The 19,474-nt window shown below is 70.1% G+C and carries 18 protein-coding genes and 1 pseudogene; 14 read left to right on the top strand and 5 right to left on the bottom strand.

Annotated features, from left to right (window positions below; translation table 11 throughout):
• Nucleotides 1-58: 58 nt before the first annotated feature.
• Nucleotides 59-799, bottom strand: coding sequence for a FadR/GntR family transcriptional regulator (locus tag JJ691_RS47275; RefSeq protein ID WP_249227484.1), 741 nt, complete (start codon nucleotides 797-799; stop codon nucleotides 59-61).
• A 77-nt stretch (nucleotides 800-876) separates the two neighbouring features.
• Between JJ691_RS47275 and JJ691_RS52795 the strand changes: the two are divergent.
• From JJ691_RS52795 to JJ691_RS47235, 8 genes and pseudogenes are all read left to right on the top strand, one after another.
• Nucleotides 877-1,635: pseudogene (locus JJ691_RS52795) on the top strand (enolase C-terminal domain-like protein); the annotation flags it as partial.
• 74 nt (nucleotides 1,636-1,709) lie between these two features.
• The gene (locus JJ691_RS53250) at nucleotides 1,710-1,997 is read left to right on the top strand and encodes an enolase C-terminal domain-like protein (protein ID WP_442912567.1); all 288 of its coding nucleotides are present in this window, start codon (nucleotides 1,710-1,712) and stop codon (nucleotides 1,995-1,997) included.
• Nucleotides 1,998-2,003: 6 nt separating this feature from the next.
• On the top strand, nucleotides 2,004-3,056 hold the full coding sequence (locus JJ691_RS47260) for a sugar ABC transporter substrate-binding protein (protein ID WP_211765902.1): 1,053 nt from the start codon (nucleotides 2,004-2,006) through the stop codon (nucleotides 3,054-3,056).
• A gap of 2 nt (nucleotides 3,057-3,058) precedes the next feature.
• Nucleotides 3,059-4,135 (top strand): ABC transporter permease, encoded by a 1,077-nt coding sequence (locus JJ691_RS47255; RefSeq protein ID WP_211765901.1) that lies wholly within the window; start codon nucleotides 3,059-3,061, stop codon nucleotides 4,133-4,135.
• The gene (locus JJ691_RS47250) at nucleotides 4,132-5,088 is read left to right on the top strand and encodes an ABC transporter permease (RefSeq protein ID WP_211765900.1); all 957 of its coding nucleotides are present in this window, start codon (nucleotides 4,132-4,134) and stop codon (nucleotides 5,086-5,088) included. The genes JJ691_RS47255 and JJ691_RS47250 overlap by 4 nt, the downstream gene beginning before the upstream one ends.
• On the top strand, nucleotides 5,085-6,596 hold the full coding sequence (locus tag JJ691_RS47245; protein ID WP_211765899.1) for a sugar ABC transporter ATP-binding protein: 1,512 nt from the start codon (nucleotides 5,085-5,087) through the stop codon (nucleotides 6,594-6,596). Before JJ691_RS47250 ends, JJ691_RS47245 begins: the two co-directional genes overlap by 4 nt.
• A gap of 55 nt (nucleotides 6,597-6,651) precedes the next feature.
• Nucleotides 6,652-7,929, top strand: coding sequence for a PepSY-associated TM helix domain-containing protein (locus JJ691_RS47240; protein ID WP_211765898.1), 1,278 nt, complete (start codon nucleotides 6,652-6,654; stop codon nucleotides 7,927-7,929).
• The gene (locus JJ691_RS47235) at nucleotides 7,926-8,273 is read left to right on the top strand and encodes a hypothetical protein (RefSeq protein ID WP_211765897.1); all 348 of its coding nucleotides are present in this window, start codon (nucleotides 7,926-7,928) and stop codon (nucleotides 8,271-8,273) included. Before JJ691_RS47240 ends, JJ691_RS47235 begins: the two co-directional genes overlap by 4 nt.
• Here the strand turns inward: JJ691_RS47235 and JJ691_RS47230 are convergent, their stop codons facing one another.
• The gene (locus JJ691_RS47230; protein WP_211765896.1) at nucleotides 8,274-9,359 is read right to left on the bottom strand and encodes an acyltransferase family protein; all 1,086 of its coding nucleotides are present in this window, start codon (nucleotides 9,357-9,359) and stop codon (nucleotides 8,274-8,276) included. It lies immediately after the preceding gene.
• A gap of 126 nt (nucleotides 9,360-9,485) precedes the next feature.
• Here JJ691_RS47230 and JJ691_RS52785 point away from each other — a divergent pair, with 126 nt between their 5' ends.
• Nucleotides 9,486-10,457 carry a DUF6328 family protein gene (locus JJ691_RS52785; protein WP_249227483.1) on the top strand — a complete coding sequence of 324 codons (972 nt, stop codon included), beginning with the start codon at nucleotides 9,486-9,488 and terminating at the stop codon, nucleotides 10,455-10,457.
• A 251-nt stretch (nucleotides 10,458-10,708) separates the two neighbouring features.
• Here the strand turns inward: JJ691_RS52785 and JJ691_RS53140 are convergent, their stop codons facing one another.
• Complete coding sequence (locus tag JJ691_RS53140) at nucleotides 10,709-13,399, bottom strand: ATP-binding protein (RefSeq protein ID WP_211765895.1); 2,691 nt, start codon at nucleotides 13,397-13,399, stop codon at nucleotides 10,709-10,711.
• A gap of 196 nt (nucleotides 13,400-13,595) precedes the next feature.
• Between JJ691_RS53140 and JJ691_RS52990 the strand changes: the two genes are divergently transcribed.
• Nucleotides 13,596-13,727, top strand: a complete 132-nt coding sequence (locus JJ691_RS52990; RefSeq protein ID WP_256449328.1) for a hypothetical protein — start codon at nucleotides 13,596-13,598, stop codon at nucleotides 13,725-13,727.
• 4 nt (nucleotides 13,728-13,731) lie between these two features.
• Here the strand turns inward: JJ691_RS52990 and JJ691_RS47215 are convergent, their stop codons facing one another.
• Nucleotides 13,732-14,997 carry a DNA polymerase IV gene (locus JJ691_RS47215; protein ID WP_211765894.1) on the bottom strand — a complete coding sequence of 422 codons (1,266 nt, stop codon included), beginning with the start codon at nucleotides 14,995-14,997 and terminating at the stop codon, nucleotides 13,732-13,734.
• Nucleotides 14,998-15,170: 173 nt separating this feature from the next.
• Between JJ691_RS47215 and JJ691_RS47210 the strand changes: the two genes are divergently transcribed.
• Entirely contained in the window at nucleotides 15,171-16,412 is a 1,242-nt protein-coding gene (locus JJ691_RS47210; protein WP_211765893.1) for a S53 family peptidase, read from the top strand.
• 44 nt (nucleotides 16,413-16,456) lie between these two features.
• Here the strand turns inward: JJ691_RS47210 and JJ691_RS47205 are convergent, their stop codons facing one another.
• Complete coding sequence (locus tag JJ691_RS47205) at nucleotides 16,457-17,176, bottom strand: class I SAM-dependent methyltransferase (protein ID WP_211765892.1); 720 nt, start codon at nucleotides 17,174-17,176, stop codon at nucleotides 16,457-16,459.
• A gap of 68 nt (nucleotides 17,177-17,244) precedes the next feature.
• Between JJ691_RS47205 and JJ691_RS47200 the strand changes: the two genes are divergently transcribed.
• The 3 genes from JJ691_RS47200 to JJ691_RS47190 all read left to right on the top strand — a co-directional run bounded on the left by JJ691_RS47200 (nucleotide 17,245) and on the right by JJ691_RS47190 (nucleotide 19,472).
• The gene (locus JJ691_RS47200) at nucleotides 17,245-18,192 is read left to right on the top strand and encodes a ParA family protein (RefSeq protein ID WP_211765891.1); all 948 of its coding nucleotides are present in this window, start codon (nucleotides 17,245-17,247) and stop codon (nucleotides 18,190-18,192) included.
• Nucleotides 18,192-18,989 carry a DNA-formamidopyrimidine glycosylase family protein gene (locus JJ691_RS47195; RefSeq protein ID WP_211765890.1) on the top strand — a complete coding sequence of 266 codons (798 nt, stop codon included), beginning with the start codon at nucleotides 18,192-18,194 and terminating at the stop codon, nucleotides 18,987-18,989. The genes JJ691_RS47200 and JJ691_RS47195 overlap by 1 nt, the downstream gene beginning before the upstream one ends.
• 102 nt (nucleotides 18,990-19,091) lie before the next feature.
• Nucleotides 19,092-19,472, top strand: a complete 381-nt coding sequence (locus tag JJ691_RS47190) for a hypothetical protein (RefSeq protein WP_211765889.1) — start codon at nucleotides 19,092-19,094, stop codon at nucleotides 19,470-19,472.
• The last annotated feature ends 2 nt before the right edge of the window (nucleotides 19,473-19,474 follow it).

The raw sequence follows: 19,474 nt of genomic DNA, 5'->3' as shown, positions 1-19,474 counted from the left end.
AACAAGCCGCAAGGACCTGTCAACGCCTCAGTCCTGACCGATCAAGCTGGAGGGGCCGTCAGCGTTTGCGGGGGCGGCGCTTCTGCCAGCTCCGGCCGATGTGGTCGTCCATCGCCTGCGCGGCGCCCTCCGGGTCCTGGGCGATCAGGCGCTCGTAGATGGCCCGGTGCTCGCGGTTGGACTGCTCGAAGTCGGCCAGGGTGGGCTCGCCGATGTAGCGCAGGCTGCGGAACGCCTCCTCGTTCACGGTCCTGATCACGGCGCGGGCCAGGCGGTTGCCGGAGGCGGCCATGATCTCGTCGTGGAACTCCAGGTCGGCGCGGTAGAAGCGGGAGGCGTCGGCGGTCTCGTCGGTGACGTGCCGCAGGGCGGTGCCGATGCGGCGCAGGTGCTCGGCGTCGGCCCGCTCGGCGGCCTGGCCGGCCATCTGCGACTCCAGCGCCCGGCGCACGTTGACCAGGTCGGACAAAATCGCCAGCTCGGCGTCGTGTCGGATGCTCGCGGCCAGGACCACCGGGTCGAGCAGGTCCCAGTCCTCGGTGTCGCGCACGGTGGTGCCCTGGCCCTGCTGCACCTTGACCAGCCGCATGCCCTCCAGCGACTTGACGGCTTCCCGGATCACGGTGCGGCTGACCGAGAACATCTCGCACAGCACCGGCTCGATGGGCAGCGCGCTGCCGGGCGAGATCTCGCCGCCGACGATCCGGTCGACCAGGTCCTCGACCACGGCGGTGGCCAGTCGCCGGGGCCGGCGCGGCCACCCCGGCAGCGGTTGCGCCGCCTGCTCGTCCAGGCTCACAGGAGTCCGTTTCGTCCGGGGGCTGTCCGGCCGATCCTACCCTTGACGACATTCATAGTACGAATTATGTTGCCGCCGTGCGCATCACCGACGTGGAGTCGTTCCGCATCCCGCTCCCCGGCGCGAAGCCCGCCTTCGGGTGGCGGCGGGGCCTGCTGGGCTCCAGCCCGGACGGCGAGGCGTCGGTCCTGCGCGTCAGCACCGACGAGGGGGTCTCCGGCGTGGCGCTGGCGACCCGCGCAGGCATGGCGGCGGCGGTCGAGGACATCGTGGCGCGGGTCCTGCTCGAGGCCCTGACCGGCCAGGATCCGTTGCAGCGCGAGTGGTTGTGGCACCTGGTGTGGGAGCTGGACCGCACCGAGGAGTTTCCGCTGCCGGTGCTCGGTCTGGTCGACACCGCGCTGTGGGATCTGGCCGGGCGACTGAGCGGCCAGCCGGTGTGGCAGGTCCTCGGAGGTTTCCGGACCAAGATCCCCGCGTACGCCTCCACGGTCACGTTCCGTGACGTCGACGAGTACCTGGACGTCGCCACCCAGTGCCTGGAGCTGGGCTATCAGGCGATCAAGCTGCACGCCTGGGGCGACGCCCGCAAGGACGCGGAGCTGGGGCACAAGCTGCGCGCGCACGTCGGCGACGACGTGCCGCTGATGTACGACGGCTCGGCCGGCTTCGACCTGCCGGACGCGACGTATCTGGGGCAGGCCCTGCACGACGCCGGTTTCCTCTGGTACGAGGAGCCGATGCGCGAGTTCAGCGTCACCGCCTACCGACACCTGGCCCGATCGGTGCGGATTCCCTTGCTGGTGGCGGAAACCTCGGACGGCGCGCACATGAACACCGCCGCCATCGTTTCCGACAACGCAGCATCGCCGCCGGCGCGGCCACCTTCGGCGTGCGGGCCAGCGCGACGATGCGCGGCGGCATCACCGGGGCGATGCGGACCGCGCACCTGGCCGACTCGTTCCGGCTGCGCGCGGAGGTGCTCGGCGACGAGATCCCGAGCCGACACCTGGCCATGGCCATCTCCAACACCACCTACTACGAGTCGCTGATAACCGCGAACCCGGTGCGTCCCAAGGCAGAGGTCGACGCCGAGGGATTCGTGCACGCGCCCACCGGGCCGGGCATCGCGCTGCCGGCCGGGCTGGACTACCCGGCCGCCCTGGAGCCGTACGTCGAGGTGCTTACAGAGAGGTAAGACCCTATGCGCACTTCACCTCTTACCATCGCAGTGCTGGCCATCGCGCTGTGCGTGGCCGGTTGCAGCCGCAGCACCGTCCACAGCGACCAGTCGGCACTCGCCCCAGGGCAGGTGAAGGTAGCGCTCGTGCCCGGCGGCCCGCACCCGTACTTCCAGCCCTGGAAGGCCGCGCTGCAACAGGCCAAGACCGACTTCAAGCTGGGCGACACCACGTTCAACGAGACCTCGGCCTGGAACCAGACCACCCAGAACTCGGTGCTGAAGTCGTTGGCGGCGCAGGGTTTCAACGCCTTCGGCGTGTTCGGGGTGTCCCCCGACACGATCAACTCGACGTTCAGCGACCTGCGCAAGCAGGGCTTCCACCTGGCGTCGCTGGGCTCCTGCCCGGCCGGCGACACCGACAACGCCGACTTCTGCCTGGCCACCGACGTGCAACAAGCGGCGTACAAGGCGGCCAAGTCGGCGATCGAGGCGATGGGCGGCAGCGGCAACCTGGTGCACCTGACCGGGAACAAGACCGACTCCAACACCACCCGCCGGATCCAGGGCGTGCAGCAGGCCATCGACGAGACCGGCGGCAAGGTCAAGCTGCTCCAGACCGTCACCGACATCGACACCGACCTGCAGACCGCGCAGAAGGCGGTGGCCGACCTGATCGCGGCCAAGGGCGCCCAGATCAACGGCATCGTCACCACCGCGTACAACCCGGCGGTGGCCTCGGCGGCCGCGGTGAAGGCGGCGCGGTTGAATATTGCTGGGCTGCCGGTGAAGGTGGTGGCCATCGACGACGACCCGACCATTCTCGGCGACATCAAGGACGGCTCGGTCACCGCCTCGGTGGTGCAGAATCCGGTCGGCCAGGCCTATGTCGGCTCGTACGCACTGACCAAACTGGCCGGTGGCTGCACCATGAAGACCTCGGGCCAGGTGATCGACTCCGGCTCGTTCGTGGTCACCAAGGACAACGTGGCCAGCTACGACACGCAGCGGCAGCAGGAGACAGCCCAGCTGCGCAAGGACTTCGACGACAAGTACCTCACCTGCCCCAAGGCGTGAACATGAGGCGTGGCATCCCCGGCCGTGTTATCCCTTTTTGGGCAAATCCCCGCATCGGCCTGCTGGTCGTGATCGTCGTGCTGGTCGCGGTGTTCACCGCGCTGCGGCCGGCCTTCCTCGACGTCAACCTGACGATCGTGCCCATGCAGTCCGACCTCACGGTTTTTGTCGTGGTCGGACTGGCCCAGCTGGCCGTGTTGTCGCTGGGGCACATGAACCTGGCTGTCGGGCGGATGGCCGCCGTGTCGGCCTTCGCCTCCGGCTGGGCCTACGACAAGCTCGACGTCCCCCTGCCCGTCGGGCTGCTCATCGGCCTCGCGGTCGGCGCCCTCGTCGGGGCGGCCGCCGGCTGGACCATCGCCGCCACCGGCGTGAACTCCTTCGTGGTCACCCTGGCCCTCGACTTCGCCCTGATCGGCCTGGTTTCCCTGCTGTACAGCACGTTCAGCGACGGTGTCGCGTTCCACGTCTCCCCTGCCGGCATGGACATCCTGCGCGGCGACACCTTCGCCGACTACTGCATGGGCGACCTGTGCGGACCGCCGATTCCCCTGGTGGTGCCGATCGCCCTGGTGGCGGCGGTCCTGGTCGGCGTGTTGTTCCGGAACTCCCGGCTGGGTCGGGAGATCCTGATGACCGGCTCCAACCTCCAGGCGGCCAAGCTGTCCGGCATCCCGACCAACCGCCGCGTCATCCAGGCTCACATGCTGTCCGGTTTGTTGGCCGCCCTGGCCGGATTCCTGTTGGCTGTCAACAACGGCGCGTTCTCGGCCGACATCGGCGGCTCGTTCCTGCTGCCGTCGTTCCTGGGCCCGGTGCTGGGCGGCACGCTGCTGGCCGGCGGCGCGGTGAGCGTGCTCGGCGCCGTGTTCGGCGCGGCGCTGACCGAGGTGATCCAGACGGGGTTGAACCTCCTCCAGTTCGAGGTGGAGAAGTTCAAGATATACATCGGGATCGTGCTGCTGGTGGCGCTGTCGCTGGATCGGCTGCGGCACGTGTTGGCGGAATGGAGAAACACCGCCGCGCCGAGACCGGCGGCCGATCCCATGGCGGTTGAGCAGCAGGGTGGTGCGGCATGACTGCCCTTCGCCAGAAAATCTCCGTCCGTTCCACCGAATTCACGCTTGCTGTGCTGGCGGTCGCCGCGTTCGTGGTCCTGGCCCTCACCACGCGCGGCAGCGTCCTGCACGCCGACACCCTGACCGCCATCTTCCAGTTCCTGGCCGTGCCCATGGTGATCGGCCTGGCGCAGATGGTGGTGCTGGGGGTGGGCCAGATGAACCTCAGCGTCGGTGTGGTGACCGGGTTCTGCGCGATGGTCACCGCCTGGCTGATGGTCGATGTGGGCCTGCCGGCGTGGCTGGCGGTCATCGCGGGCATGGTCACCGGCTCGGCCATCGGGCTGGCGAACGGGCTGATCGTGGTGCTGACCAGGATCAACGGCTTCATCGTCACGCTGGCGACCATGACGATCATCGACGGCCTGCGCTACGGCGTGCACGGAACCGCCACCTACCAGGGGTATTCGCCGGGTCTGGTGCGGCTGGGGCAGGCCTCGGTCCTGGGCGTGCCGACGGTGTTCCTGTTCGCGGTGCTGGTGGCGATCGCGGTGGCGGTGTTCTTCCGGCGGATGGCCCTCGGCCGCCAGTTGCTGGCCAGCGGCGGGAATCCGCTGGCGGCAAGGCTTTCCGGGGTGTCGAACGACCGGTCGCTGGTGCTGGCCCACCTGCTGTCGGGGCTGCTGGCCGGCGTGGCGGGCGTGATCGTGGTGGCGCTGAGCGGATCGGTGAACGCGACCATCGGCGACGACCTGCTGCTGCCCAGCTTCGCGGCGCCGATCATCGGCGGGGTGGCGCTGGCCGGCGGCGTGGTGAGCGTGGTCGGCACCTGCCTGGCGGCGCTGATCGTGCGGCTGGTGGACGTGGCCCAGGCGCAGTACTCGATCAACCCGGACTGGGTGGACCTGATCGTCGGCGCGGTGGTGCTGGGCGCGGTCCTGATCACGCAACTCCGTGGGAGGGCGGCGAAATGACCGTGACCGCGGAGAAGCTGGTCAAGGTGTTCCCGGGCGTGCGGGCCCTGGACGAGGCCACGCTGCGGCTGTCCCCCGGCACCGTGCACGCGCTGCTCGGCGAGAACGGGGCCGGCAAGAGCACCCTGATCAAGATCATGACCGGCGTGCTGCGACCGGACGGCGGCCGCATCGTGCTGGCCGACGGAACCGAAGCGCACTTCTCCGGCCCGCACGACGCTCAGCGGGCCGGAATCGGTGTGGTGCACCAGGAACGGAACCTGATCCCGGCGTTCTCGGTGGCGGAGAACATCGCCCTGCAGGCCGTGCCGCGGAAGTTCGGCTTCGTGGACCGCAACGCCATGCGCGCGCTGGCCGAGAAGTGCCTGGGCCAGTTGGACGTTCGGCTGGACGTGGACCGGCCGGTCGCCGAGTTGTCGGTGGCGCAGATGCAGCTGGTGGAGATCGCCAAGGCGCTGGCGGTGGATTCGCAGGTGCTGCTGCTCGACGAGCCGACGGCCTCGCTGACCTCGGACGAGTCCGACCGGCTGTTCGCGGTGATGCGAGCACTGCGGGACCAGGGGCACGCCATCGTGCTGGTCAGCCACAAGCTCGACGAGGTGTTCGCGATCGCCGACACGGTGACCGTGCTGCGCGACGGCCGCAGCGTCGCCGAAGCCCAGCCCCTGACCGACTTCCGTACCGACGACATCGTCAACTTGATGGTCGGCCGCGCGCACGCCGTGCTGGAACTGGACCGCAAGCCGGTCGACCGGACCACCGCGCCGGCGCTGGAACTCGACACCATCAGCACCGACCAAGGCCATCGCGACGTGTCGCTGGCGGTCCGGCCCGGTGAGATCGTCGGCCTGTACGGGCTGGTCGGCGCGGGCCGCAGCGAGCTGGCCCGGGCCGTGCTCGGACTGGACAAGATCACCGCCGGCTCGATCCGCGTGCACGGCGAGCGGGTCCGGATCCGGGACGTCGGCGAGGCGCTGCGCCGCCACCGCATGGGCTACGTCACCGAGAACCGCAAGGAGGAGGGTGTCTTCCTGGAGCAGCCGATCAGCCGCAACATCGCCGTGACGGTGTGGCGGCGGCTGGCCCGTCTCGGCCTGGTCCGCGCCCGCGACGAGAACGCGCTGGTGGCGACCTACCAGGAACGGCTGGGCATGCGGCTGTCCGGGCCCGGGCAGCTGGCCGGGCAGCTCTCCGGCGGCAACCAGCAGAAGGTCAGCCTGGCCAAGTGGCTGGCCGCGGACTGCGACATCCTGGTCATCGACGAGCCGACCGTCGGCATCGACGTGCGCACCAAGGCCGCCTTCCACGAGCTGATCGTCGGCCTGGCCGGCGACGGCCTGGCCATCCTGCTGATCTCCTCCGACCTGCCGGAGATGGTCACCCTGGCCGACCGCGTGCTGGTCATGCGCGACCACCAGCTGGTCGGCGAGGTGGACAACGACCACAGCTATGAGCGCACGTCACAGGCGGTGGGCCGGCTGCTCCACAGCACTGGACGCATAAGTTAAGCAAGGCTAACCTCACCCCGAGCGAACATGGGTCGCAGAACAGGGGGGTGGGGCGTTGACCGCCGACACCGAACGCCAGGGGCCGTCAACGACCGACACCCTCACCCGGACCGAGGCCGCACGGGTGTCCGCGGCCCGCGGCAGCCGGTTCCGGCGTTGGTTACGCCGGCGGCCGGTGCGGCGGGCAATGGTGCTCACGCACCGCTGGACTTCGTTGGTGCTGGGCCTTTTCCTGGTGATCGAGACGACCAGCGGCGCGATCCTGCTGTACCGGGCCGAATACTTCCGCGCCACGCACGCCGAGCTCTACCAGCACACCGACGGCCCGGCCCCGATCAGTCTGAGCCAGGCCCGGGACCTGGTGCGCCAGGCGCACCCCGACTTCACGCCGGCCTGGGTGAGCAACGACCAGGGCATCATCGCCGTCGGCGACCCCACGTTCACCTACATCTACGCCGTCGACCCCGGCACCGGCCACCTCAACGGCTACGCCAACATCAACGACGGTTTCATGGGCCTGATGGCCAACATCCACGACTGCGCCCTGACCTGCCCCACCGACGCCGGCTACGTGGCCTGGATGGCCACGCCGATCCTCGGACAGACACTCGGCGGAATCCTCTTGGTGGTGCTGGGTTTGCTGATGGTCCTGCTGGCGATCACCGGCCTCATCACGTGGTGGCCCGGGTTCCGGCGGTTCTCCCACGGCTTCCGGGTCCGGCTCCATCGCGGCCGGTTCGCCCGGGACTACGACCTGCACAACGTGATCGGCCTGGTCGCCGTGCCGTTCGTGCTGATGTGGGGCGTCACCGGCGCGGCGTTCGAACTGCCGGCCGTGGAGAACGCCTGGCTGGCCATCACCGGCGGCACCTCCGTGGACGCCAATCGATACACGTTCACACCCGATCCCGCTGCCGCGAATGCCGCCGACATCGGCCTCGACCAAGCGGTTTCCACCGCGTTGCAACGTCATCCCGGCGACATCCGCTACGTCAGCCTGCCGAACGAGGACTCCGCCTACTACGGCGTGTCCATCTCCGGCTCCTACGCCCCGTACAACGCGCGAGCCTTCTTCGGTGGCGATGTCTTCGTCTACGTGGACGCCCAGGACGCCGCCCAGGCGTCCGTTGTGGACGGTGGCAACGCCGAACCGCTGGCCAACACGTTCTACGAGAAGGTGTTCGAGCCCGCACACTTCGGCTGGCTGGTCAACGGCTGGTGGCGGATCATCTGGGTGGTGCTGGGCCTGACCCCGCTGGCCCTGATGATCACTGGCCTGTCCACCTGGCTGTTCCGCGCCGGAACCAAGCGTCGCCGCCGGGCCAAGGCGTGATCGAGCCCCTGGCCTTCGCCACCACGGCCATCTGCGCGCTGTTGGCCCTGGCCTGCCTGCTGTTCGCCGCCCGCTACAACTTCGCTCGCGTGCTGCCCTACCTGGCGGCGATCGAAGTGGCCATGGTCGTGCAGACAATCGCCATCGTCATCGCCCGTCTCAGCGGCCACCAGCCTCGGGAGTCCGGCGAGAACTGGGCGTACGTGGTGACGTCACTGGTGGTGCTGCCGCTGATCGCCCCGCTGGCGCGGCGATCCCGATGGTGGGCGGCGGTGATCCTGGCTGTGGCCCTGGTGGTCGAGGCGATCGTGGTGATCAGGTTGCAGACCACCTGGCGGCGCTGACTACGCCGGCACCAGTTCCCGCTGCTTGCGGCGCGGCCGGGTGAGGAACCGCCGGCACGGCGTCTCCACGTACTCGTACAGCACCCAGGCCAGGCCCAGCGACACCGCGAAGATCCCGGCCACCACGAACAACTCGGCGGTGCTGCCCCGCTGCACGAGTGCCGGGAAGACGCGCCGCGCCACCCTGATCACCATCAGATGGATCATGTAGAAGGCGAACGACAGCTCTCCGAGTCGGACCATCGTCCGGGACCGCCAGAACGACGGGTCCTCGCGCAGGTCGGCCACGGCCGCGGCCGGGATGAGCACACCGATGCCGACCAGAGTGGCCACCGAGTAGCCGTACTGCCCGGGCCACACCGGCACCAGGAAGTAGCTGATCAGCATCACCGCCACCGCGATCTCCAGCCGCGGCCCGCGCCAACTGCCCAGCGCGACGAGGCGGGCCAGGGCGACACCGAGCGTGAACTCGCCGAGCCGGGCCGCCGGGAAGGACTGCAGGAACGACAACGACGGCTGGGCCACCGCTGGCAGCACCACCAGCACCACGCTGACCAGCGCGAACACTGTGGTGCCACGGGTCTGGAGCCGCCGGACCAGCAGGCCCCACACCGGGAACGTGAGATAGAAGAACGCCTCACAGGCCAGCGTCCAGCTGACCGTGTTCAACGACTGGTTCTGGCCCGGGATCCACGAGTGCACCAGGAACACGTTGGCCAGGAAGCTGCCGATGCTGGGCACCCCGTAGAAGTTGTCCGGGCGGACCAACTGCCCGAGGGTGACGCCGAGTAGCACCGCTAACAGCGCCGTGACCAGGTGCACCGGGTAGACCCGGGCCAGCCGACGCCGCCAGAACCGCAACGGGCTGTCACCGGGCCGGGCCGACCACATCAGCACGAAGCCGGACAACACGAAGAAGAACGACACCCCCACGTCACCCGCGCTGAACAGCAGCGTGGCGATCTTCGAGCCGGCGGCGACCGGCGAGAGCATCGAGGTGACCACGATATGCAGGCAGAACACCAGAAACGCGGCGGCCCAGCGCATTCCGGTCAGGGACGGAAGGTCGGCTCGGGTGGCTGTCACGGGTGTGCGTACGCCTCTCCAACGGGTGACAGGGCCCCGCCAACATACGTCACGTCTCCGATGACTCATCACGCAGTGTGCGCGAGGGTTGAACTCCTGGTGTCCCCTCGTTGAACGGATCTCGACATGACGCACAACTCGGCTACTGCCCGTAGCCCATACGAGAGCCATGACAGCTGGAATCTCGTGGCCCGCGGGGAGACACCGACCCAGCGGCTCGACCGCAACTACGCGGAGTTGCTGCAGGAGATCCGCGTCGCCCAGACCGGCGTGCAGCTGCTGCTGGCCTTCCTGCTGTCCCTGGCGTTCACGCCCCGCTTCGCCTCGCTGGGCCAGTTCGACCGCTCCGCCTTCGTCGCCAGCCTCGTCCTCGGCGCCGCCGCCACCGCCCTGCTCATCGCCCCCGCGCCCGTGCACCGCCTCGTGTTCCAGCACCGCCTCAAGCGCCAGCTCGTCCACCTCACCAGCGGCTTGGCCCTGTGCGGCCTGGTCCTGCTGATGCTGTCCCTGTCCTCCGCGCTCATGATGATCCTCGACGTCGTGCTCGGGCAGGAGTGGGCCGGCATGCTCACCGCCGGCATCGTCAGCTGGTTCGTCCTGTGGTGGTACATCGTGCCGCTGTGGCTGCGCTGGTGCCGGGGCCAGTCCCCCAGGGTCCGCAAGCGCCCCGTGCACGCCGGTCCGCCCCATCCCCGCCCCGGCGACACCCGCCCCGAGGCCCACCCAGCCCAGCGCCCCCAGCCCCGCGACGCCGAGCCCGCTGCGCACCCGCGCTCCCGCGACCGGGGTTCCGTGCCTCAGCCACATTCCCGCGACACCGGTTCCACCCAACGTTCGCACTCGCGCAACGAAGGCTCCGTCCCTCAGCCGCGTTCGCACGACACCGGGCTCACCCAGTATTCGCACTCCCACGACGGCGGTTCCGTGCCCCAGCCGCGCTCGCACGACACCGGGCCCACCCAACACCCGCGTTCGCGTGACACGGGTTCAACGCAGCAGCCGCGTTCCCGTGACGAGGGTTCCGTGCCGCGGCCACGCCTCGGCGATGCTCGCTCGGACTCCGGCGACCACCGCCGTCCCGGCAACCGTTCCGCCTGAAATCCCCCACCCGCCTCGGGGGGGCGTCCCCAGACCCAGTCTACCGGCCGCTGGCCCCGGGCACGCCCGCGAAGCGAGCCCTGTGGATGGACGGGCGATTGTCCACAAGCCACCTGAATCCGCTTGCCCGAAACCCCGACACGCGCGTTGGCCGAGTGGCGCGGCTCGGCCTCCGGCGCGATGTTCGGGCGGGCGGAGCCGGCGTCGGCCGGGCCACCTCCTCGGCCCGGCCGGCACCGGCCTTGGTGGGCTCAGCCGGAGGCGGCCTGACGCAGGCCGGCTTCCCGGGCGATGTCGGTGCGGGTGCGGACCTGAAGCTTGGCCAGGATGTGCGAGACGTGCGTGGTCACGGTGCGCCGGGACACGAACAGCCGCTCGGCGATCTGGGGGTTGGACAGCCCAGCCACGACCAGCTGCGCCACCGTCGCCTCGGCCGGGGTGAGGCTGTCCCACCCGGTCTTGGCCCGGCGGTGCTTGACCTTCGGCCCGCGCCGCAGCCCCAACCCCCGCAGTGCCGCCTGCGCCCGCGCCAGCTGCCACTCGGCCCCGAGCTCGGCGTACAGGTCCAACGCCCGCGACGCCGCCGCCCGCGCCGAGCTTGACTGTCCGTTGTGGACAAACGCCGCCGCGGCCGCCTCCAACGCCTTGGCCCGGGCCAGCGGCAAACCGCACTCCCGATAGACGGTGGCCGCCCGCAGCAGCTCCTCGCCGTCACCGGCAACGAGCCCACGGCAGTACGCGGCAGCGGCAATCCGGTGCCGCACCTCGGAATCCGCCGCCAGGCCCACGACTCGGCTGGTTGTTACCCGCGCGGTGTCAAGATCGCCGTCAGCCACCGCGAGCCGGACGATCTCCGGCAGTAGGTCGTCGTAGTCGGCGGTCATGCTCAACGCCGCCAGCGCTTCGCTGAGCTGGCCGGCCTGCTCCAGCTCCAAGCTGTTGACCAGCGCGAGGTGCAGCACGGGGTGTTTGCCCACCTGGGCCGCCCGCGCGACGGCCAGATGCCGTCCAGCCGCGACGTGATCGCCACGGTGCAGATGGATCAGGGCGGCGATGCTGTGGTCGGAGGCGGCGACGACCGGATTCCGCAGCTCGTCGGCGAGCATGTCCACATCGACCAGCACGTCATCCCACCGGCAGCAGTCGTACGTCATCTGCACGAGGGCGCTCTGCGCCTGCGCCATACGAACTGTGTTGCCGACGTGCTCGGCCAGCTGACGGACATCTCGCGCGGCGGCCACCGCCTCGTCGTAGCGGTCGACGCAGCACAGGGTGACCGCGCGATTGACGCGCAGCAGCAGGCTCAGCTCCGCGGTGCCACCGTCCCGGCCGATCGCCCGCACGGCGTGGTCCAACAGGTCCAGCGCATCTGCCATCTTGTTGCGCACCATGAGCACGATGCTGCGGACGTGCAGCGACCAGCCGACCGCCCACTCGTCTGCGGGCGCGGCGTCGGCGGCGTCCAGCGCGGCCTTCTCAGCGGCGTCCAGTTCACCCAGATCCCAGTGCGCCCTCGCAGTGAGCACGAGCAACCGGGCCCGCACCCGCCCGGTGGTGTTCGGATCCGCCAACGCGTGGTCCAGTTCGACGAGCGACTGCGCGACGCGACCGCTCATGCTGCGGCATTGCAGCAAGATGTGGTGCAGCCACACGATCTGCACCGGGTCCACGGACAACGCGAGCGCTCGGGTGGCCACCTGCTCGGCTTCGTCGAAGTCACCCGTGCGGTAGAGGGCGTCGCCGAACCGGCTGGCCAGCGACAACCGCCGGGTGTCCCAACTCGGCGTGGCGAGCACTCGGCGAAGCAGGTCCACCGCCGCGGACGGGGACTGGCCGATCAGCGCACCCGCGTTGTCGCACAACCAGTCCACGGTCCACTCGTCGGCGTCGGAGGCGACCAGCAGCTGCTTGGCGACGCGTTCGACCGGCGACCCGGCGTTGGACAACAGTCGTGCGGCCTCCAGATGCCAGGCCGCACGCACCGGTTGCGACATCCGTTCGTACAGGGCGGATCGCACCAGCGCGTGCCGGAACGACAGGCCGTCGCCGGACTCGACCAGCACACCGGCCGCCGTCGCCTGGTCGAGTGCGGGAAGCAGGTCGACAACCGAGCGGCCGAGCACGACGCTCAGGTCCGCGACCGAGAACACGACACCGAGCAGAGTGGCCGCGCGCAGCACATGCCGGGTCTGCTCGGACAGGAAGTCCATCCGGTGGTCGATCGCCGCGGCCAGCGAGCCCGGGCGAGTCGCGCCTTCGGCCACCGCGCTGACGAGTTCCGTCGCGTACAAAGGATTTCCGGCCGCCCCCTCGGCGTGACGGAGCAACTCGTCCGAGGGCTGCGTGCCGACCAGTTGCGCGACCAGCTCACCGATCGCGTCCGCAGGCAGTGGACCCAGGCTGATCTGGCCGTCGTCGCCGAGTTGCCGCCACAGCGCCGACAGGTCGTCGCGGACCGGGACCGGTCGCAGCGTGCCGATCAGCAGCAGCGGCAACTGGTCCACCAGCTTCACCAGTCGGCTGAACACCGCGACGGTGACCTTGTCGGCCCACTGGAGGTCGTCCAGCGCCAGCACCGCCGGTCCGTCGGAGCACAACTCCTCGACCATGCCCAGCACCCGCTCGGCCGCGACCGCCGACGGGTCGGCCACGGTCGGGATCTCGCCTCGCAGCAGCCGCAGCACCGCCTGGCCCTCGTCGGAACGCTCCGCGCGCAGCGCCTCGAGCAGAGGCAACAGCGGCAGCAACCGGCCGAGTTCATCGCCCGCGCCCCAGTGCACACGGCAGCCGTTTTCCAGGGCAGCGTCGCACACCGCGCGCAACAGGGTGGTCTTGCCAATGCCGGGTTCGCCGTCGACGAGCGCCGTGCCGCCCCGACCACCGGCGAGTTCACGGACTCGGACGGTCAGCCGGGCCAGTTCACGACTCCGCCCGATCAGCATGCCGGCCAGAATACAACAAAAACGACAGTTGAACAAGGGATTTCATTTATTCGAACTATTCTAGGTGAACACCGAGCGAAATAATTGCGATCGATTGTTCATTCGCCGCTGGTTCGGGCGTCACACGTCGACTGTCACCCTAGGTGTTGAATCGCGCACCACCTGTGTACTGATGAGTAATCACCACGGAGGAACAATGCGCTTCGCCCTGGCCGTCATGGCCTTCGCGCTCGCCATTTTCGCAGGTGCCGGCGCTGTCGCCAGCGCAGCCACGACGCAGACGACCAACGGTTCGGCCACCCCGGCCGCCGGCCAGCCGTACAACTAAACCGCTAATTCATCCCCCGTTCTTTCTGAGTTGTTCGTCCCAGCAATGAGGCTGGACGCACGGCCGCGCCGCCGAATCGGGAACGTGCCGAGTCGGCGGCCTGGTCTGCTTCCCGCCAGCCCCGCTCCGGGGCGTCGATGAACAGCTGTTCGCCGATCTCGGATGCCTGCGCCAATTGCTCGACTCGTACGCCGATCAGCCGAACGGCGCCATACGGAACGTTCTCGGTCAGCAGTTTCGCGGCGGCTTGATAGACCTCCTGGGTGACATCGGTGGCCACCGGCAGGGTCCTCGACCGGGTGATCGTGGTGAAATCCTCGAAACGCACCTTGATCGACACGGTCCGACCCCGCAGCCCCCGGGCCCGCAGCGTGGTCGCGGTCCGCTCGGACAGCCGCAGCAGCTCCCGCTTCAGCAGTTCCCGGTCGTGGTGGTCGACGTCGAACGTCTCCTCCGCGCCGATCGACTTCTCCGCCGACTCCGGCACCACCGGCCGCGAGTCGAGCCCCTTGGCCAGCGCGTACAGGTGATCGGCGGCGGCATTGCCGACCACCCGCCGAAGCCGGGCCGGCGGCGCGGCCGCCACGTCGCCGACGGTGCGCATGTCGATGCGCTCCAACGCCTCCGCGGTGCGGCCGCCGACGCCCCACAGCGCCGACACCGGCAGCGGGTGCAGGAACTCCAGCGACTGCTCCTTCGGCACCACCACCATGCCGTCCGGCTTGGCCAGGCCCGAGGCCAGCTTGGCGACGAACTTCGTGGCCGCCACCCCGACCGAGCAGTTCACGCCGGTCCGCTCCAGCACGTCGGCCCGCAGTTGTGCGCCGATCCGGGACGGCGTGGTGCGCAGCCGCCGCAGCGCGCCGGACACGTCCAGGAACGCCTCGTCCAGGCTGAGCGGCTCGACCAGCGGCGTGATCTCCCGGAACAGGTTCATGACGGTCCGGGACGCCTCGGTGTAGAGGGCGAAGGTGGGCGGGATGAACACCGCGTGCGGGCACAGCCGGCGAGCCCTCGTGGTCGGCATCGCCGAGCGCACGCCGTAGCCGCGGGCGATGTAGTTGGCCGAGGACACCACGCCCCGGTTGCCGGTGCCGCCCACGATCACCGGCTTGTCCCTGAGCTCCGGCCGCTCCCGGATCTCCACCGACGCGTAGAAGGCGTCCATGTCGACGTGCAGGATCGGGCAGCCGGCGTCGTCCGGCCACACGGTGTCCGACACCCGGAACCGCTCCACCAGGCCGCGGGGCAGGTTGCCACTGCGCCCCATGCGTCCCCCTCGATCACACGTTCGACTCGGTCGGGCCGAGTCTAGCGTCAGGGACTGACAAAACCGCAGCTCGTAACTGTGAGTGCCGCCAGTCGTTTGGCGGAGTGTCACCCGTGAGGGCGACACGAGACGATCCAGTCCCAGAATGTGACGCGAGTCACCTAGGAGGCGGAATGTCCCCCTGCGGCAGAACCCGATTCCTCGCAGTTCTCGCGCTGGCCGCCGCCGCGCTCGTACCCCTGTCCTTCGCGGCGCCTGTCGCCCAGGCCGCCCCGCTGCTGTCCGGTGGCCTGGTCGACCTCGGCTGCGCCACGAGCCACGCCCACTTCCACTGCCTGGGCAAGGCGATCAAGTCGCCCAACGGCCCCGGCCCGATGACCGTCACCAACCCCGTGGGCCTCGCGCCCGCCGACATCCAGTCCGCCTACGGCCTGACCAACCTGCACGCCAACGGCCGCACCGTGGCCATCGTGGACGCCATGGACGCGCCGACCGCCGAGGCCGACCTGGCCGTGTTCCGCAGCAAGCGCGGCCTGGCCCCGTGCACCACGGCCAACGGCTGCTTCAAGAAGGTGAACCAGAACGGGGCGGCCAGCCCGCTGCCGGCCGGCGACTACGGCTGGGCCGAGGAGATCAGCCTTGACCTGGACGCCGTCTCCTCCGCCTGCCCCGACTGCCACATCCTGTTGGTGGAAGCCAACTCCGCGGACACCGACCCGCTGATGACCGCCGTGGACACCGCTGCGGCGACCCCGGGCGTGGTGGCGATCTCGAACAGCTACGGCGGCGCCGAGGACGGCACCATCACGGCCGCTGACGCGCACCTGAACCACCCGGGCATCGCCGTCACCGCGTCCTCCGGCGACTCCGGCTACGGCGTCAGCTGGCCGGCGTCCTCGCCGTACGTCACCGCCGTCGGCGGCACCACGCTCACCAAGGCCGCCGGCACCCCGCGCGGCTGGACCGAGAAGGCGTGGTCCGGGGCCGGCAGCGGCTGCTCGGCGATCGAGCCCAAGCCGGCCTGGCAGCATGACACCGGGTGCGCCATGCGGACCGTCGCCGACGTCTCCGCGGACGCCGACCCGGCGTCCGGCCTGGGCATCTACGACACCTACAACAGCTGCGGCACGAGCTCGTTCTGCGATTTCCTGATCGCACTGGGCCTGGCCCAGGGCGCGGACGGCTGGGTGCAGGTGGGCGGCACCAGCCTGTCCTCGCCGATCATCGCCAGCGTCTACGCGCTGGCTGGCAACTCGGTCACCTCCGGCTCGTACCCGTACGCGCACACGTCCGGGCTGAACGACGTGACCACCGGCTCCAACGGCAGCTGCGGCGGCACCTACCTGTGCACCGCCGGGGCCGGCTACGACGGGCCGACCGGGCTGGGCACCCCCAACGGGGTCACCGGCTTCTGATTTCCCTTGGGCGGCGGGATGTTCACCGCATCCCGCCGCCCAGGTCAGGGCCGGCGGGCGAGGGCGTGCAGGCGAGAGGCGACGTCGCGGAGCGGGGGCTGGGTGGCGGCGGCGACCTCGAGCTGGGCGAGGGCCTCGGCGGCGCCGGGGCTGCCCTCCAGGACGGCGCCGGGCACGAGGTCGGCGACGACGCCGTAGCCCTGGAGGAGCTCGACGTCGAGGCCGGCGCCGCTGAGGGCGGAGCGGAGGCTGTCCACGTCGAAGCGGCGCTGGAGGGGGTCGCCGGGCAGCTGGCCGTCGGGGTCGTCGAGCAGCTGGCGGGCGTCGACGAGGCGGCCGGCGAGGACGCGGTTGATCAGGGCGGCGTAGCGGTTGGCGACCAGGACCGACACGGCCCCGCCGGGGGTGGCGGCGCCGGCGAGCTGGGCGAGGGCAGCGCGGAGGTCGTCGACGACTTCCAGGACGCCGTGCCCGAGCACGAGGTCGGCGCCGCCGGCGGGCACGAGGTCGGCGAGGGCGTCGGTGTCGCCCTGGACTGCGGTGACGAGGTCGGCGACACCGGCCTCGACGGCCCGGCGCTGGAGCGTGGCCAGGGCGTTGGGGCTGGGATCGACCACCGTGACCAGGCAACCGGCGGCGGCCAGGGGCACGGCCCACACGCCGGAGCCACCGCCCACGTCCAGCACACGGGGCGGCTCGGTGTGCCGGCGGCGGACCGCAGCCAGCTCGGTGTCGAGCGCCAAGCGGACGGCATCGGGTCGCATGGGCCCGAGTCTATGGGTGTGCCGGTGTCGTGATCTGCGCGGCTTGTCTGAGACCGTAGGCTGCCCGTGTGCATACGGTTGCGGTGTTGAGCCTCAAGGGCGGTGTCGGCAAGACCACGGTTGCCCTGGGCCTGGCCTCGGCGGCGCTGCGCCGGGGTGTTCGCACCCTGGTGGTGGACCTGGACCCGCAGTGCAACTCGACAGCCACGCTGGAACCGGCCGAGACCGAGGCCACCCTGTTCCACGTGCTGCAGAAGCCGACGCCCGACACAGTGCGCAAGGCCATCGCCCCCAGCGGCTGGGGCGAGGGCGTGGACGTGCTGGTCGGCGCGGAGGAGGTGGAGGGGCTCAACCACCCGGACCCCGGCACCAACAAGCTCAGCCGGCTGGAGAAGGCCCTGTCCACGGTGCACGACATGCTGGAGGAGGACGAGCAGCCCTACCAGCTGGTGCTGTTGGACTGCCCGCCCTCGCTGGGCCAGCTGACCCGTTCGGCGCTGGTCGCGGCCGACCGGGCGCTGTTGGTGACCGAGCCGACGATGTTCGCGGTGTCGGGCGTGCAGCGGGCGTTCGAGGCGGTGCAGGCGGAGCGGGAGGAGCACAACCCGGAGCTGCAGCCGCTGGGCGTGGTGGTGAACCGGGTGCGGCCGCGCTCGCACGAGCACCAGTTCCGGATCGACGAGCTGCGGGACATCTTCGGCCCGCTGGTGATGCCGGTGGCGCTGCCCGACCGGCTGGCCGTGCAGCAGGCGCAGGGCGCGTGCATGCCGATCCACATGTGGAACACGCCGGGCGCCCGCGAGGTGGCGCTGGCGTTCAATTTGCTGCTGGCCCGGGTGTTGCGGTCCAGCCGGCGCAGAACCCGCTCGGTGTTCGCGCAGGCCGAGGAGGAGGCCCCCGAGGTCGCAGAGACCGAGGTGGAGGAGACCGAGGTGGAGCAGACCCAGGCCGAGCCGGCGGCTCCCGAGCCCGGTCCGGTCGGCCGGCCGCAGTTCATGGAACCGCACCTGCCCTGATGCCCGAGGGCGACACGGTTTTCCTCACCGCGCACCGGCTGCACGATGCGTTGGCCGGCAAGGCGTTGACGCGCGGGGAGATCCGCCACCCCTCACTGTCCACTATGGACCTCGCCGGCCGAGAGGTCGCCGAGGTCGGCTCGGTGGGCAAGCACATCTTCACGCGCCTGCGTGACGGCGTCAGCCTGCACAGCCATCTGCGCATGGACGGCAGCTGGCACCTGTACCGTCCCGGCGAGCACTGGCGTCGCCCGACCCACCAGATCCGCGCCATTCTGTCCACTTCGGACCGTTCCGCCGTCGGTTTTCTCCTGCACGACTTGGAGTTGCTGCCGACCGCCAAGGAGTCCCGGCTCGTCGGCCACCTCGGGCCGGACCTGCTGCACCCGTCCTGGGACGCCGAGATGGCCGCCGAGGCCGTCCGGCGGCTGACCACCGAGCCGAGCCGCCAACTGGGCCTCGCACTGCTCGACCAGCGCGTGATGGCCGGGGTCGGCAATCTCTACAAGGCCGAGGTCTGCTTCCTGCTCGGCGTCTCCCCGTGGTCGCCGGTGTCCGCCACCGATCCGGCCCGCGCCGTCGAAATCAGTCACAAGTTGTTGCTACGTAACGCATGGCACCCGGAGCAGTCCACCACCGGCGAGCTGGCCCGAGGTCGGCAGCACTGGGTGTACGAGCGGCAGGGCAAGCGCTGTCTGCGCTGCGGCCAGGCCGTCGTGCGGGCCATGCAGGGCAGCGGCGTGCAGCAGCGGCCGACCTGGTACTGCCCACGCTGCCAACCCGGCCCGACTTCCTAGCAACTGCTCCGCTCGGGTGGCGATCAGGGCCACACGGGACTTCACCACCCCGGACCGGCCAGCACTGCTACCGTGAGGCCGATTGTCGTGAGGAGGCGTGGCATGGATCCGATCCTGGTCTCGATAGCCGGCGCGGTGGCCAAAGAGGTCGTGCCCGCCGGTGCGAAAGCTCTCGGCCAACTCGTGCAGCGGGTGAAAGAGAAGTTCGCCAACGACCGCAACGCCGAGCTCGTGCTGGCGTCCGCGCGGAAGGCCCCGGACAACGAGGCAGTCGTCGACATGCTGGCTCAGGTGCTGGACAACGCCGAGCAGGCGGATCCCGGGTTCGGCGCCGAACTGCGCACGCTGTGGGAGACGGCCAGGGCGGAGATCACGGTCACCAACGGCGGCGACGTCATCACCAACACCTTCACCGGCAACGTGACCGGGACCATGTTCCAGGTGGGCAAGATCAAGGGCGGCATTCACGACCACCGGCCCTGACC

This window comes from Kutzneria sp. CA-103260, from assembly GCF_018263855.1.
Lineage (GTDB): Bacteria > Actinomycetota > Actinomycetes > Mycobacteriales > Pseudonocardiaceae > Kutzneria.
This window is presented reverse-complemented; position numbering and strand designations above follow the sequence as displayed.

What these genes read in the sequence shown, in the direction of transcription:
- JJ691_RS47205 (WP_211765892.1), bottom strand. Translation starts at nt 17,176, where the DNA reads ATGCGACCCGATGCCGTCCGCTTGGCGCTCGACACCGAGCTGGCTGCG.
- JJ691_RS47245 (WP_211765899.1), top strand. Translation starts at nt 5,085, where the DNA reads ATGACCGTGACCGCGGAGAAGCTGGTCAAGGTGTTCCCGGGCGTGCGG.
- JJ691_RS47255 (WP_211765901.1), top strand. Translation starts at nt 3,059, where the DNA reads ATGAGGCGTGGCATCCCCGGCCGTGTTATCCCTTTTTGGGCAAATCCC.
- JJ691_RS47250 (WP_211765900.1), top strand. Translation starts at nt 4,132, where the DNA reads ATGACTGCCCTTCGCCAGAAAATCTCCGTCCGTTCCACCGAATTCACG.
- JJ691_RS52990 (WP_256449328.1), top strand. Translation starts at nt 13,596, where the DNA reads ATGCGCTTCGCCCTGGCCGTCATGGCCTTCGCGCTCGCCATTTTCGCA.
- JJ691_RS53250 (WP_442912567.1), top strand. Translation starts at nt 1,710, where the DNA reads ATGCGCGGCGGCATCACCGGGGCGATGCGGACCGCGCACCTGGCCGAC.
- JJ691_RS47195 (WP_211765890.1), top strand. Translation starts at nt 18,192, where the DNA reads ATGCCCGAGGGCGACACGGTTTTCCTCACCGCGCACCGGCTGCACGAT.
- JJ691_RS52785 (WP_249227483.1), top strand. Translation starts at nt 9,486, where the DNA reads ATGACGCACAACTCGGCTACTGCCCGTAGCCCATACGAGAGCCATGAC.
- JJ691_RS47260 (WP_211765902.1), top strand. Translation starts at nt 2,004, where the DNA reads ATGCGCACTTCACCTCTTACCATCGCAGTGCTGGCCATCGCGCTGTGC.
- JJ691_RS47190 (WP_211765889.1), top strand. Translation starts at nt 19,092, where the DNA reads ATGGATCCGATCCTGGTCTCGATAGCCGGCGCGGTGGCCAAAGAGGTC.
- JJ691_RS47210 (WP_211765893.1), top strand. Translation starts at nt 15,171, where the DNA reads ATGTCCCCCTGCGGCAGAACCCGATTCCTCGCAGTTCTCGCGCTGGCC.
- JJ691_RS53140 (WP_211765895.1), bottom strand. Translation starts at nt 13,399, where the DNA reads ATGCTGATCGGGCGGAGTCGTGAACTGGCCCGGCTGACCGTCCGAGTC.
- JJ691_RS47215 (WP_211765894.1), bottom strand. Translation starts at nt 14,997, where the DNA reads ATGGGGCGCAGTGGCAACCTGCCCCGCGGCCTGGTGGAGCGGTTCCGG.